General features: G+C 69.8%; 14 protein-coding genes. 7 read left to right on the forward strand and 7 right to left on the reverse strand.

Annotated elements, in window-relative coordinates; all coding sequences use genetic code 11:
* The 3 genes from OG558_RS43970 to OG558_RS43980 all read right to left on the reverse strand — a co-directional run bounded on the left by OG558_RS43970 (position 1) and on the right by OG558_RS43980 (position 2,428).
* Positions 1–534, reverse strand: a complete 534-nt coding sequence (locus OG558_RS43970; RefSeq protein WP_405068330.1) for an MSMEG_0567/Sll0786 family nitrogen starvation N-acetyltransferase — start codon at positions 532–534, stop codon at positions 1–3.
* Positions 534–1,697, reverse strand: a complete 1,164-nt coding sequence (locus OG558_RS43975) for an MSMEG_0568 family radical SAM protein (protein ID WP_405068331.1) — start codon at positions 1,695–1,697, stop codon at positions 534–536. Before OG558_RS43975 ends, OG558_RS43970 begins: the two co-directional genes overlap by 1 nt.
* Before the next feature lie 74 nt (positions 1,698–1,771).
* Positions 1,772–2,428 carry a hypothetical protein gene (locus OG558_RS43980; protein WP_405068332.1) on the reverse strand — a complete coding sequence of 219 codons (657 nt, stop codon included), beginning with the start codon at positions 2,426–2,428 and terminating at the stop codon, positions 1,772–1,774.
* A 118-nt stretch (positions 2,429–2,546) separates the two neighbouring features.
* Between OG558_RS43980 and OG558_RS43985 the strand changes: the two genes are divergently transcribed.
* The 5 genes from OG558_RS43985 to OG558_RS44005 are packed head-to-tail and all read left to right on the forward strand — an operon-like array spanning position 2,547 to position 7,228.
* Complete coding sequence (locus OG558_RS43985; RefSeq protein WP_405068333.1) at positions 2,547–3,557, forward strand: carbamate kinase; 1,011 nt, start codon at positions 2,547–2,549, stop codon at positions 3,555–3,557.
* Positions 3,554–5,083: a hypothetical protein gene (locus OG558_RS43990; RefSeq protein ID WP_405068334.1), complete on the forward strand. Its 1,530-nt coding sequence runs from the start codon at positions 3,554–3,556 to the stop codon at positions 5,081–5,083. Before OG558_RS43985 ends, OG558_RS43990 begins: the two co-directional genes overlap by 4 nt.
* Positions 5,084–5,086: 3 nt before the next feature.
* On the forward strand, positions 5,087–6,283 hold the full coding sequence (locus OG558_RS43995) for an MSMEG_0565 family glycosyltransferase (protein ID WP_405068335.1): 1,197 nt from the start codon (positions 5,087–5,089) through the stop codon (positions 6,281–6,283).
* Complete coding sequence (locus OG558_RS44000) at positions 6,268–6,450, forward strand: CbtB-domain containing protein (protein ID WP_328518967.1); 183 nt, start codon at positions 6,268–6,270, stop codon at positions 6,448–6,450. The genes OG558_RS43995 and OG558_RS44000 overlap by 16 nt, the downstream gene beginning before the upstream one ends.
* A 10-nt stretch (positions 6,451–6,460) precedes the next feature.
* Positions 6,461–7,228 (forward strand): CbtA family protein, encoded by a 768-nt coding sequence (locus OG558_RS44005; RefSeq protein ID WP_405068337.1) that lies wholly within the window; start codon positions 6,461–6,463, stop codon positions 7,226–7,228.
* Here OG558_RS44005 and OG558_RS44010 read toward each other — a convergent pair.
* From OG558_RS44010 to OG558_RS44025, 4 genes are read right to left on the reverse strand one after another with little or no spacing between them, the layout of a single operon-like run.
* A complete protein-coding gene (locus OG558_RS44010; RefSeq protein ID WP_405068338.1) occupies positions 7,204–8,442 on the reverse strand; it encodes a phosphoglycerate kinase in 1,239 nt (412 codons plus the stop codon). The two genes, OG558_RS44005 and OG558_RS44010, sit on opposite strands and share 25 nt — an antisense overlap.
* 4 nt (positions 8,443–8,446) lie before the next feature.
* Positions 8,447–9,454, reverse strand: coding sequence for a type I glyceraldehyde-3-phosphate dehydrogenase (gene gap, locus OG558_RS44015; protein ID WP_405068339.1), 1,008 nt, complete (start codon positions 9,452–9,454; stop codon positions 8,447–8,449).
* A gap of 39 nt (positions 9,455–9,493) precedes the next feature.
* Positions 9,494–10,369, reverse strand: a complete 876-nt coding sequence (locus tag OG558_RS44020) for a phosphoribulokinase (RefSeq protein WP_405068340.1) — start codon at positions 10,367–10,369, stop codon at positions 9,494–9,496.
* Positions 10,370–10,381: 12 nt separating this feature from the next.
* Positions 10,382–11,452, reverse strand: coding sequence for a class 1 fructose-bisphosphatase (locus OG558_RS44025; protein ID WP_405068341.1), 1,071 nt, complete (start codon positions 11,450–11,452; stop codon positions 10,382–10,384).
* 197 nt (positions 11,453–11,649) lie between these two features.
* Here OG558_RS44025 and OG558_RS44030 point away from each other — a divergent pair, with 197 nt between their 5' ends.
* Both OG558_RS44030 and OG558_RS44035 read left to right on the forward strand, forming a co-directional pair.
* Positions 11,650–12,537 (forward strand): class I fructose-bisphosphate aldolase, encoded by an 888-nt coding sequence (locus tag OG558_RS44030; protein ID WP_405068342.1) that lies wholly within the window; start codon positions 11,650–11,652, stop codon positions 12,535–12,537.
* Positions 12,534–13,574 (forward strand): HAD-IIA family hydrolase, encoded by a 1,041-nt coding sequence (locus tag OG558_RS44035; RefSeq protein WP_405068343.1) that lies wholly within the window; start codon positions 12,534–12,536, stop codon positions 13,572–13,574. Before OG558_RS44030 ends, OG558_RS44035 begins: the two co-directional genes overlap by 4 nt.
* Positions 13,575–14,023 lie beyond the last annotated feature (449 nt).

Consider the following 14,023-nt stretch of genomic DNA (forward strand, 5'->3'; position numbering starts at 1 on the left):
TCAGCCTGCCCGCAGGTCCGGCACCTCGACGAGCGGCTCGAGCATGAGTTCGGCCGGTCTCCCGGGGAGGAGGAAGGGCGGCGCCTGTGTCAGGTCATAGACCATCGGCTGGTGGTCGCGGCCGCAGTACGGCGCGGGAGCACCGGCCCGGGTCCAGCCGAGCCGCTCGAAGAAGCGCACGTTCGGCAACTGGATCTGGGCCACCATCTGGGCGCCGCCGAGTGCGCCTGCCGTCGCGACGGCGAAGCGGACGAGCTCGGCCCCGACCATCGAGGACCGGTGCGACGGGAGTACGGCGAGCCGGTCGCCCTGCCACAGCTCGCCGTCCAGCCGGTACAGCCGCACCGTGCCGGCCGCGCAAGAGCCCTGCGCAGCCAGCACGTGGATCGTGTTCGCGTCGCGGTCGTGCCCATCGAGATCGGTGAGCTCCAGGATGCGCTGCTCGAGCACGAAGACCCGCTGACGGATCGCGTAGTGCCGGGCGAGATCCGGCCCGGCCGCCCGCCAGACGCCGATGTCGGGCGAGCGGGCCATCACGCGCTCCGCACCGGCAACCGGCCCGGCATGCCCAGCTGGATGGTTCGTTCGAGCGACCCCAGTGCCGAGCAGGCCTGACACCGCGCGCAACCCGCGGAGACCTTGTCCGCGGTCAGTCCGCGCTTGACCAGCTCGGGCGCCACCGCCCGCGCGATGCGCTCGGTGTAGGCACGACTCGGCGGGACGGCATCGGCCATCAGGCTGCCGGGCACCGGGCGCAGCGGAACGATGAACGGGTAGACACCGATGTCGATCGCCCGCTTGCAACCGGCCAGCGTGACCTCCGGACCCTCGCCCATACCGAGGATGACGTACGTCGACACCTGTCCTTCGCCGAACCGCTCGACGGCGTACTCCCAGGTCTCGAAGTAGCGCTCGATACCGGTGCGGGCCTTCGGCGGCGCGACCCGGGCGAGCACCTGCGGATCGAACGACTCGACATGGATCCCGAGCGAGTCGATGCCCAGGCTGTGCACCTTGTCGATGACAGCCAGGTCGGTCGGCGGTTCGAACTGCACCTCGACCGGCAGCCCGGAGGCCTCCTTCATCGCATGGCCGCACTTGCTGACGTAGTACGCGCCGCGGTCCTTGCCCCACGTCGATCCCGTGGTGAGGGTGATGTCCACGGCCCCGTCGAGATCGCGCGCAGCGACCGCGACCTCGGCGAGCTGCTCGGGCCGCTTCACCTTGACCGTGTTGCCCGACGCGAGCGAGACACCGATGCCACAGAACGTGCACTGGTCGTCGTTACCCCAATAGGCACAGGTCTGCAGCACGGTGCTCGCCAGCGAGTCCAGGTGCATCAGCGCGAGCTTCCAGTACGGCGTGCCGTCCGCGGTCTCGAGGTCGTAGAAACGCGGCCGCCCGGCCGGTGTCGCGGACGCCAGCCGCACCCCGTCGCGGTAGATCCCGTGGCCGGAATCCTCCCGCTCCAGGGAGTACGGCGTACTCGCGACGTACGCGGCGTCGACGGGGACCGTGACGGGCGTCCCCTCGACCCAGATCATGCCCGCGTCCGACGGACCGGCGCCACCGGGCCGACGCTCCAACGGTCCGCTGACCGTGAGCCCCTTCTCCTGGAGCTCGAGGATCAGGTCACTCAGCCGACTGCCGTCGTCGACCGTGGCGATGGGGGTCCGGGTCTGTGCCGTCTGGGTCACGGGAGCGTCCTTCCGAGCGTGTCGTCCTGCAGCGCAATTGGCTTACCGTATCTCCTGACAGACACGTTCGTCTATCATCCGACACGATCCGCCGCGGCCGCCTCCTCGACGACCTCCCGCAACGCGGCCTCGCCACTGCGGAAGGACGAACTGTCGGAGTACGCGAGGTCGGCGATTCCGGGGTCGTCGTCCACGAGGTCACCGGTGCGCGGGTCGAGCCGGACCACGGTCAGCGTGCGGACCGTCGCGCCCGTGATCAGCTCCGGCTGGACCGCGGCGACGATCGCGAGACCGGACGCGAGGTGCATCCGCGTGGTGCCGTACGGATCCGCGAACCCGGCCAGCAGGTCACCGCTCTCATGCAGCACGACCCAGTCAGCGCCGTCCTGCCGGGCGGCAGCGATGAGCTCGGACCTGGCACGCCGGGTCTCGTCGGCCTGTAACGCCCCATGACGCAGCGCGAAGGCCGCACCTGCCACCTGATCCACCGGCAGCGAGCCGAGCGCAAGGCCCACCCGCTCCACGGCGGCGGCGACGATCCCGCCGGCCTCCGGCCAGCGATCGACCAAGGCGGCGGTCGACGTGATGTCCCGCAGTTCGTCGACGATCGCGCGGACCAACTGGACGGCGCGTTCGTAGCGCCCGACATCTCCGCCACCCAGGGAGTACAGCGCCTGTTCCGACGCACGCCAGGAGGATCGCAGCGCTCGGGCGGTCATCTCGTCAGTCATCGCACATCTCCCTGGTCGGGTTCGCTCGATATCTACTATACGACATGACCATCTGCTATGTTGTGCCATCTGCATCGGGCGGATGCCAACGCCCGCCCCCGGACAGTGGGAGCCGTACATGAGCGATATCGCGGTCATTGCCCTCGGCGGCAACGCACTCACCCGCGAGGACCAGCGGGGCACCGTCGAGGAGCAGTACTCGAACGCCTTGGCCATGGCCAAGTCCGTCCGGTCACTCCTGCGCAGAGGCTGGCAGATCATCATCGTCCACGGGAACGGGCCGCAGGTGGGCAACCTGGCGATCCAGCACGAGGAGGGCGCCCGGCTGGTGCCGGCGCAGCCGCTGTTCTCCCTCGGCGCGATGACCCAGGGAGCCCTCGGCAGCCTGATCTGCCTGGCCCTGCACGAGGTCTGCGGCCGCGAGATCTCCGGTGCCGTCTCGGTCGTCACCCACATCGTTGTCGACCGCAACGATCCGGCGTTCGCCCAGCCCAGCAAGCCGATCGGGCCGTTCTTCACCGAGGGCGAGGCGGAGCAGTTCGCCGGCACGCGCGGCTGGACCATGGTCGCCGACGCGGGCCGCGGCTTCCGCCGGGTCGTGCCGTCCCCGACCCCGCAGGCGATCCTCGAGGCGAACGCCGTCGCGGCGCTGACGCAGTCCGGTCACATCGTCGTCGCCGCGGGCGGTGGCGGCATTCCGGTGATCGAGGAGAACGGCGCCTACCGCGGCGTGGACGCCGTCATCGACAAGGACTTCGCGGCCGAGCGGATCGCGGTCGCGGCGAACGCGAACGCGCTCGTGATGGTCACCGGTGTGCCGTCGGTCAAACTCGACTTCGGTACGCCGCGGGAGCGGTCCGTGGAAGAACTCACGGTGACCGAGGCCCGGCGGCATCTCGCCGACGGGCAGTTCCCGCCCGGGAGCATGGGCCCGAAGATGAGCGCCGCGATCAAGTTCGTCGAGGGCTCGTCCGCGGCCGAGCGGCCGCGCTTCGCCGCGATCACCACCCCTGAACTCGTCTACGCGACCCTCGACGAACCCCACGGGGTGGTTGAGGGACACCGTGGCACTCGGATCCTGACCGAGGACGTCCCCACCCCCGCCACCACCAAGGAGCTGGTCGGATGAGCACCCGCGTCGCCGTACGCAAGAACTCCTACAAGGACAGCGTGCGCCTCCTCGAGGCCACCCGCGCGATCCTCGGATCGCCCGGGGTGTCCTGGGGCTGGGCCCTGATGGCCACCCCCGCCAACCTCGAGACCCTCGCGGAGCAAGGCATCGCCGGCGACGCGGACGGCGCAGCAGCGAACGATCTTGTGCTGGCAGTCCGGGCCGATGACGACGACGCGGCGGCAGCAGCGTTGGAGACCGCCGAGGCGACGCTCTTCGCGGCCAACGCGCAGGAAGCGGACGACGCCGTACCGAACGCCACCGATCTGGCCGGCGCGCTCGCCGAGCGGCCGGATGCCAATGTCGCGATCATCTCGGTGCCCGGCTCGTACGCCGCGCTCGAGACGCACAAGGCGCTGACGGCCGGCCTGGACGTGCTCCTCTTCAGCGACAACGTGCCGCTCGAGGAGGAGATCGAGCTCAAGGAACGGGCCCGCGACCTCGGCCGGCTGGTGATGGGGCCGGGTGCCGGTACGGCGATGATCGCCGGAGTCGGCCTCGGATTCGCCAACCGGGTCAGCGCCGGTCCGGTCGGCATCGTCGCCGCGGCCGGAACGGGGGCGCAGGAAGTGATGAGCCTGCTGGACCGCTGGGGCATCGGAGTCTCGCACGTCATCGGCGTCGGCGGCCGTGATCTGTCACCCGAGGTCGGCGGGCTGATGGCCGAGTCGGCGCTGCGCGCGCTCGACGCGGACGAGCGGACCCAGGCGATCCTGCTGGTGTCCAAGCCGCCGTCGCGCGAGGTGGCCGAGCGGCTGCTGAAGGTACCGTCCAAGCCGACCGTGGCCGCGCTGATGGGCCTGCGGGACAGCCTGTCCACCGCGGAGCACGTGACGGTGGTCAACACCCTCGAGCGGGGTGCCGCCGAGACCGTCGCCCTGGTCGGCGGATCAGCCCCTGATCTGGTGCAGGGGCTGGCCGAGGAGGTGGCCGGTCTGATCACCGGGCTGGCACCGGCACGACGCAAGGTGGTCGGTCTCTACAGCGGTGGAACGCTGTGCTACGAGGCCTTGACGATCGCCACCGACCACCTCGGCTCGATCCACTCCAACGTCCCGCTGGACAAGTCGCTCACCGTCGACGCGGCGACCCCCGACTCGCATCTGTTCCTCGACCTCGGCGAGGAGGAGTACACCAAGGGCCGTCCGCACCCGATGATCGACCCGCAGGCCCGGATCGAGTTCCTCGAGCGGCAGGTCGACGACGCCGCCGTGGCCGCGGTCCTCCTCGACGTGGTGATCGGCGACGGTGCCCACGAGGATCCGGCCGGTACGCTCGCGCCCGCCATCGAGAAGGTGGTCGGCTCCGGCGCGACGGTCGTCGCCTACGTGCTCGGCACCGAGCTCGACCCGCAGGGATTCGCGGCCCAGCAGGACACCTTGCGCCGCGCGGGCGCCATCGTCACCGAGACGGCCGCCCGGGCCGCGCTCGCCGCCTCGGCGATCGCGTTGCGCGACCCCGCTCTGGTCGCGGCGGAGCTGTAGGCGATGGCTGACCGCCTGCGCCTCGCGCTCACGACGTACTCGGTCAAGCCACGCGGTGGCGTCGTCCACACCCTCGAGCTCGCCGAAGCACTGCAGGCGGCCGGGGTCGACGTCACCGTGGTGGCGCTGTCCGATCAGGGGAAGGGCTTCTTCCGGAAGGTCGACGTACCGGTGCACCTGGTCGAGGCACCGGCCCCCGCTGCCACGCTCGAGGAGCGGGTGTTCGACTCGATCGCCACGCTGACCGAATGCCTGAGCGAGATCGGCGACCAGTTCGACATCGTGCACAGCCAGGACTGCATCTCGGCCCGGGCCGCCGCACGCGTCCGCGACGCGGGTGCGCCGTACCGGCTGATCCGCACGGTCCACCACGTCGACGACTTCACCACCCAGGCGCTGATGGACTGCCAGCGCAACGCGATCCTCGAGCCGGACGACGTGCTCGTGGTCAGCAAGCTCTGGCAGGAGCAGTTGCTGCGGGACTACGGCGTCCACGCGGGCATCGTCACCAACGGCGTACGCACCGACCGGTTCGGCGCCGGCATCAGTGAGCTGCGCCGCAAGGAGTTGCGGCGCAGGATCGGCGCCGGCGACCGCTTCGTCTACCTCACGGTGGGCGGCATCGAGCCGCGCAAGGGCACCGCCTATCTCGTCGAGGCGATGGCCCGGCTGAAGGCGACGCATCCGGACCCTCCGCTGCTGGCGATCATCGGCGGGCATTCCTTCCAGGACTACCGCGCGTACCGCGAGAACGTCCTCGACTCGCTGGAGTCGAGTGGTCTGCGGCTCGATGACGACATCGTCCTGCTCGGCACCGTTCCGGACGAGGAACTGCCGGAGTGGTTCGGCGCGGCCGACGGTTTCGCGTTCCCCTCGATGAAGGAGGGGTGGGGGCTGGTGGTCCTCGAGGCGATGGCGGCGGGGCTTCCGGTCGTCACGTCCGACATCGACGTGTTCCACGAGTTCCTGACCGACGAGCAGGACGTCCTGATGACCGGCGCGGGCAACGCCGAATCGCTGGCGCTGGGTCTGGCGCGCCTGGTCGACGACGACACCACCCGGCAGCGGCTGGCCTTGCGCGGTCCGGCCGTCGCCGCGGCGTACCCGTGGTCCGGCACCGCCGCACAGCACCTCGAGGTCTATCGACGAGCACTCTCATCCACCACCGAAGGAGACCACGACCAATGCCGAGCAACGTAGCCACCACCGAGCGCATCCCGGTCTGGGCGTACCTGATCGCCGTAGTGTCGTTGATCGCGCTGTACCTGATGCTCCAGGACAACGGCGCGGTGCTGTCGACCCTGGCGCCGTACGTCCACGAGTTCACCCACGACGGACGCCACATTCTCGGCGTGCCCTGCCACTAGGGACGACGAGATGAACCTCTGGCCGTCAACACTTCGTGCCGCGCTCACCAGCGGACTCGCCGCCGGTGTGGTCGCGGCCGCTTTCAGCTTCGTGGTCGTCGAACCGACCGTCCGGCTCGCGCTGGCGGTCGAGGAGAGCCGCACCGCGATGGAACACACGCACGGCGAATCAGGGCACGACACCGAGCTCGTCTCGCGCGGCCTGCAGCAGATCGGCGGTGCCCTTGCCGTGATCGTCGCCGCGCTGCTGCTGTCCCTGCTGTACGCCGTTGCCCTGAGCCGATTCCGGCGTACGTCGAACTTCAGCGAGCTGGCCAGTGCCCTGGTCGTGGCCGGCGGGGGCTTCGCGGTCTTCGCACTCGCGCCCGGCCTCAAGTACCCGGCCAACCCGCCCGCTGTCGGCGACCCGGACACGGTCACCGAGCGCACGCTCCTCTACGCGTGCGCGATCGCCATTGCGGCTCTGACACTCATCGCGCTGCTCGCCGTCGTCCGCACCGCCCAGCGGCGCGGGTGGTCGTCCACCCGCACCTGCTGGAGCGTCGTCGGCGTGCTGGTCGTGGCGGGTGTCCTGCTCTTCGCCGGTCTGCCGCCCAGTCCCGATGCGATTCCCGCAGACGTCGCCGCGGGCCTGGTCTGGCGGTTCCGGCTCCAGTCGCTCGGCACGCTCGCGCTGCTCTGGACCACGTTGGGTCTGGTGACCGGCACGCTGCTGGCACGGGCGAGCCACACCGCTACGGCGTACGCCCGAACTCACCGGGCGTTGAGCGGTCGCTGACCCTCCCGCTCCCCGGCATCGAGTACGTCGATGCCGGGGAGCTTCTTGCCCTCGAGGTACTCCAGCGAGGCCCCTCCCCCGGTCGAGATGTGGCCAAAGGCGGTCTCGTCGAAGCCCAGTCGCCGTACGGCGGCCGCGGAGTCACCGCCGCCGACCACCGACAGTCCGTCGATCTCGGCCAAAGCCTGTGCCACGGCACGGGTGCCGGCCGCGAACGCATCGAACTCGAAGACGCCCATCGGGCCGTTCCAGAAGACGGTCCGGGCGCCGGCCAGTGCGGCCGCGAACGCCTTCGCGGACTCGGGACCGATGTCCAGTCCCATCCGATCCGCAGGAATCTCGTCGGCCCGCACGACCTCGGCCACGGCGTCGGCGGCGAACCTGTCGGTGACCAGCACGTCGACGGGCAGCAGGAGCTCGACGCCCCGGTCCGCCGCGCGTTCCAGGTACTCGCGGCAGACCGGGATCTGGTCCGCCTCGAGCAGGCTGTTGCCGACCTCGTATCCCTTGGCCGCAAGGAAGGTGTAGGCCATCCCGCCGCCGATCAGCAGCCGGTCGGCCTTGCCGAGCAGGTTGTCGATCACGCCGAGCTTGTCGGACACCTTCGCACCGCCGAGCACCACCACGTAGGGCCGCTCGGGAATCCGGGTGAGCCGCCGGAGTACGTCGATCTCGGTGGCGACGAGCTGACCCATTGCCGCTGGCAACCGTTGTGCCACGTCGTACACGGAGGCCTGCTTGCGGTGCACCACGCCGAAGCCGTCGCTGACGAAGGCATCGGCGAGAGCCGCCAACCGGTCCGCGACCTGGCCGCGCTCGGCATCGTCCTTGCTGGTCTCGCCGGCGTTGAAGCGCACGTTCTCCAGCAGCGCGACCCGGCCGTGATGAAGCGACTCGACCGTTGCCTGGGCGCTCTCGCCGACACTGTCGGTCGCGAAGGCCACCTGCGCGCCGAGCAGTTCGCCGAGCCGCTCGGCAACCGGAGCGAGCGAGAAGGTCGGGTCCGGCGTTCCGTCCGGCCGGCCGAGATGCGCGGACACCACGACCCTGGCGCCTCGGTCTGCGAGGCGCCGGATCGTGGGAACGCTGGCCCGGATGCGGCCGTCGTCCGTGATGGTGCCGCCGTCCAGCGGGACGTTCAGGTCCGATCGGACCAAGACTCTCCGGCCGCGTAGTCCACCCAGCTCTCGGCTGAGGTCGTCGATGGTTGCCATCGGCTCAGAGACTCGCGCCGACGTGCGTGACCAGGTCGGCCAAGCGGTTGGAGTAGCCCCACTCGTTGTCGTACCAGCCGACCACCTTGACCTGGTTGCCGATCACCTTCGTCAGCGGTGCGTCGAAGATGCAGGACGCCGGGTCGGTGACGATGTCGGAGGAGACGATCGGGTCGGTGGAGTACCGCAGGTAGCCCTTGAGCTCGCCGTCGGCCGCCGCCCGCACGACCTCGTTGACTTCCTCGACCGAGGTCTCGCGCGCCGCTTCGAACGTCAGGTCCGTGGCGGAGCCGGTCGGCACCGGGACCCGGATCGCGTAGCCGTCCAGCTTCCCCTTCAGCTCGGGCAGCACCTGGCCGATCGCCTTCGCGGCGCCCGTCGAGGTCGGTACGACGTTGATCGCAGCGGCCCGGGCCCGGCGCAGGTCCTTGTGGATGTTGTCCTGCAGGTTCTGGTCGGCGGTGTAGGCGTGGATCGTGGTCATCAGGCCTTTGACGATCCCGAGACCGTCATGCAGGGCCTTGGCCATCGGGGCAAGGCAGTTCGTGGTGCAGGAGGCGTTCGAGATCACGGTGTGCGCGTCGGCGTCGTACTGGTCGTGGTTGACACCCATGACGATCGTGACGTCGTTGTTCGTGGCCGGAGCCGAGATGATGACCTTCTTCGCGCCACCGCTGTCGACATGCGCGCGGGCCTGGTTCGCGTCGGTGAAGAAGCCGGTCGACTCGACCACCAGATCGACGCCGAGATCCTTCCAGGGCAGCTTCGCGGGGTCGCGTTCGGCCAGGGCGGCGATCGACGCGTGGCCAACGACGATTTCGTCGCCGGTCGCGCTGACGTCGGCGTCCAGCCGGCCGAGGATCGAGTCGTACTTCAGCAGGTGCGCCAGAGTGGACCTGTCGGTCAGGTCGTTGACGCCGACGATCTCGATGTCGGCCCCGGACGCGCGGACCGCACGGAAGAAGTTGCGGCCGATCCGGCCGAAGCCGTTGATGCCGACACGAACAGTCATGAAGACGGAACCTCCAGAGTGGACGGGGAACGATGGACGTCAGCGGGTCTTGTCGCGGCGCTCGAGCAACCGCCACAGCATCGGGGTGAAGATCAGCTGCATGGCCAGATCCATCTTTCCGCCGGGGCAGACGATGGTGTTCGGCCGCGACATGAACGAGTCGTGCAGCATCGACAGCAGGTAAGGGAAATCGATCCCGTGCGAATCCTTGAACCGGATCACGAGCATCGACTCGTCCGGCGCCGGGATCGTCCGCGCGATGAACGGGTTGGACGTGTCGACCACGGGGACGCGCTGGAAGTTGACGTGGGTGCGGGAGAACTGCGGGCACATGTAGTTCACGTAGTCGTGCATCCGCCGCAGGATCGTCTCCGTCACCGCCTCGGTGGAATAGCCACGCATGGCCTTGTCCCGGTGCAGTTTCTGCGTCCACTCCAGGTTGATCACCGGCACGACACCGATCAGCAGATCCGCGTGCTGTGCGACGTCGACCTTCTCCGTGACGACCGCGCCGTGCAGACCCTCGTAGAACAGCAGGTCGGTGTCGTCCGGCAGATCCGCCCACGGTGTGAAGGTGCCGGGGTCCTGTCCGAACGGCGCGGCCTCCGGCTCGTCGTGCAGGTACTTGCGCACCCGGCCGCCCCCGGTTTCGCCGTACTCGCGGAACAGTGCCTCGAGCTCCTCGAACAGGTTGGCGTCCGGGCCGAAGTGGCTGAAGGTGTGATCCCCCTCGGCGAACGCCCGGGACATCTGCTCCTTCATCCCCATCCGGTCGTAGCGGTGAAAGCTGTCGCCCTCCACGAACGCGGCCCGCACCTGCTCACGCCGGAAGATCTGCTCGAAGGTCCGCATCACCGAGGTGGTTCCGGCTCCGGACGAGCCGGTGATCGCGACGACGGGGTGCTTGGCTGACATGGGATCAACTCCTCAGGCGGTGGCGCGGTACAGGCCGCGGAAGCCGTACAACGGGTTGCTCTGCTCCTCGGGATCGGCGCCGTACTCGGCGTGGTACCGCTCGATCCGGTCGACCTCCTCGCGCGAGCCGAAGACGAACCCGGTCCGCTGGTGCAGCCCGGTCGGCCGGACCTCGAGCACGCGCTCACGTCCGGTCGAGGCACGGCCGCCGGCCTGTTCGATCAGGAAGGCGATCGGGTTGGCCTCGTAGAGCAGCCGGAGCCGCCCTTCCTGCGCGGGATCCTTGGTGTCACGCGGGTACAGGAACACGCCGCCGCGGGTCAGGATCCGGTGCGTCTCGGCCACCAGTGACGCGACCCAGCGCATGTTGAAGTCCTTCTCCCGCGGGCCCGTCGACCCAGCCAGGCATTCGTCGATATAGCGCCGTACGGCGGGCTCCCAGAACCGGCTGTTCGAGCTGTTGATCGCGAACTCCTTGGTCGACTCCGGCACCGTGATGTCCTGCCGGGTCAGGAAGAACTCGCCCAGGGCGGGATCCAAGGTGAAGGCGTGCACGCCGGTGCCGACCGTGAGGACCAGCAGGGTCGACGGGCCGTAGATCGCGTAGCCGCCGGCAACCTGTTCGGTGCCGGGCTGGAGGAAGTCCTCGAGCTCGGCGCCGGACCCGGGCGCGCGCAGGATCGAGAAGATGCTCCCGACCGACACGTTGACGTCGATGTTCGAGGAGCCGTCGAGCGGGTCGAACACGAGCAGGCAGTCGCCGCGCGGATACCGCGTAGGGATCGCGTAGGGCGCCTCGAGCTCCTCCGACGCCATCCCGGCGAGCAACCCACCCCATTCGTTGGTGCGCAGGAAGATCTCGTTCGCCAGTACGTCGAGCTTCTGCTGCTGTTCGCCCTGCACGTTCGTGGCCCCGGCGGCGCCGAGCACGCCGGCCAGCGCGCCGGACGCGATCCGCTGCGAGATCGCCTTGCAGGCCAGCGCGACGTCGAGGATCAGCGCGTCGACGTCGGCGGTCGAACCAGGGTGACGACGCCGTTCCTCGGTCAGGAACTGCGTCAGCGTCGGGCGTTCAGTCAGCATGGGCGCTCCTCGCGGCGGGGGTGGACTGTTCGAGCACACCAGCACCGCGTCCCGTCGGCATCCACCCGAGGGGTGACCGCAGGGGTGGTAGCCGATCACCAGCTCACCCACACACTCAGCCCTAAGGGTGAATCGGGACGTACGCACTGCTGACTAGCGTCGGTGGCACGCCGCACGTTCGTTGCCGGGAGGCCCCAATGCGCACCATCGACGAGACCGCAGCCACGATCCTGGAACCACCCAAGGGAATGCTTGTCGTCGACGAGTACGCCGAGGCCCTCGTCGGCGCGGACCGGGCCCACAGGTTCACCGAGGCAGTACTGCACACGGAAGGCCTGGGCGACTACGTCTCCGCCGTCCTTCTGACACCCGAGGCGTTCGCCGCGCTGCGTCCCAGCGGGAGCCGGCCGTTGATCGGCGTACGCATGACGACGCCGGAGATCTCCCTGGCGCACCTGGCCGGGCGCGGCGCGGCGTTCGCCGAGTGGCGCGAGAACCTGTCACCGCTCGACGTTCCCCTGGGCTCTGTCCACATCGGTGCGGAGGTGCTCGCCCGGGGAGCGGCGGCGGCGCAGGCGGCGGGGATTCTTCCCGTCCTCACTATCGCCATGCCGGAGCTCGGCGCCTCCAGCATTACCGTCAGTCAGGCCGTCACGACCAACGCGTTGCTCGCCCTGCGCGCCGAGCTCGACCGGGTCGGTGTCGATCCCAGCCGGCTGCTGTTGCGGATCAACATGGTCATCCCCGGCCTCTCGAACCCGGTGCCCGTGGACTCCGAGCAGGTCGCCCGCCTGACCACGGCTCTCTTGGAGAAGGGCGTGCCGGCCCAGACTCCCGGCGTACTGCTGCTCTCCGGTGGGCAACCACTCGACCAGGCCTGCGCGCGCTTGCAGGCCATCGCCGCGGACCCGGGCCATCCCTGGCAGGTGACCTACGGGTTCTCACGTTCGCTGGTCGCCGAGGCGGCCGAGGCCTGGGGACGCGCGCAGAACGCGGCCGAGAGTGGACGCGTCCTGCTGCAGAACTGCAAGCGGGCCAGCGAATCCGTCGCCGCCGCTCTCGTCTCCAGCGGGGCGCGTTCGTGAGCCACGTCCACGACGCGGCCGTCATTGACAGGTCTCAGCCGCTGCTGGCGAAGTACCGCGGGGTGATCTGCGACCTGGACGGCGTGGTGTACCGCGGTGCGCAGGCGGTGCCGGGTGCGATCCCGAGCTTGAACTCGATGGTTGCCGGAGAAGTCCCGGTGGTGTTCGCGACCAACAACGCATCCCGGACGCCCACAGCGGCCCGGACACATCTGCGCGAGCTGGGGCTCACCGACGACGGCTGGTCGGTCGTCACCAGCTCGCAGGCGGCCGCGGCGTACGTCGCTGGACGGCTTGCGCCCGGTGCGCCAGTTCTGGCCGTGGGCGGACCGGGCGTTGCCGACGCCCTCACCGAGGCAGGCCTGACGGCAGTTCGGGTCGCCGAGCTCGGCAGTGGGACGTCGGTGGAAGCTGTGGTGCAAGGCGCCGGGCAGGACGTGACCTGGCGCGACCTGGCCGAGGTGGCCTACCTGGCCCAGGCCGGCGCGATCTGGGTGGCGACGAACCTCGACGCGACGGTGCCGACCTCCCGCGGTCTGGCGCCGGGCAACGGCGCGTTCGTCGGAGCCGTACAGACCACGACGACTGCCGCTCCGCACGTGACGGGCAAGCCGGGTACGGCGTTGTTCGAGCTCGCATGCTCACGGCTCGGGTGCGACCGGTCCGAAGCCATCATGGTCGGCGACCGGCTGGACACCGACATCGTCGGCGCGCGATCGGCCGGAATGGACTCGCTGTTCGTGCTGGGCGGGGCGAGCAGCCTGCGTGACCTGGCGTTCGCCGAGGCCGACGCGAGGCCGACGTACTTCGCGTTCGACCTGTCGGGTCTGCTGCAACCTGGCCTGCATCGGCGACCCGAGCCCGACGAGGCGGTCGCGATCTCACCGGAAGGCGTGCTGTCCGTACGGCGTCCTGTCGCGCGGCACCGGCTCCTCCGAGCCGTCGTGTCGGCTGCTTGGCACGCCCGCGACCACGATCGACCGCTCGCCACGGACCCCGCTGCATGGACGGCTCTCGAACGTCGGCTAGGCATCTAAGCCAGGATCCGTGGACGACATGCTGTGTTCGCTGACACCAGCGGTCCAGCGTCCATGAGCTGGGCATCATTTCAGGCTCTTCTGCTGGATGTGTGGGCGAGGTCGGCTGGGCGTGCCAGCTCGACAGGTGGTGTCGGTCCAGGGGTGCTGGTCGGAGGAGGCATTCACGCCTGGCTCCGGCCGGCCACGCCGGGGCCGGAGCGGACACCTCCTGTCGCGCCGGCACGCCGCCAGCCTCCGGCCGCACCCTCGACAGCCTCCGCAGCCGGACCGGCCGCACCGTCGGCAGCCTTCGCAGCCGGACCGGCCGCACAGGGGCGGGCAGGTGCAGTGGCTGGATGGGTTCGTTGTGGCGGCGGGTGGGGCCGGTGGCGATCCGCGGGGCCTGGGACACCATGTGGGGGCCTCGGACAGGCTGTGCGGTGTCCGAGGTCCCCGGTACCTGTCCA

This window comes from Kribbella sp. NBC_01510 (genome assembly GCF_045040325.1).
Lineage (GTDB): Bacteria > Actinomycetota > Actinomycetes > Propionibacteriales > Kribbellaceae > Kribbella.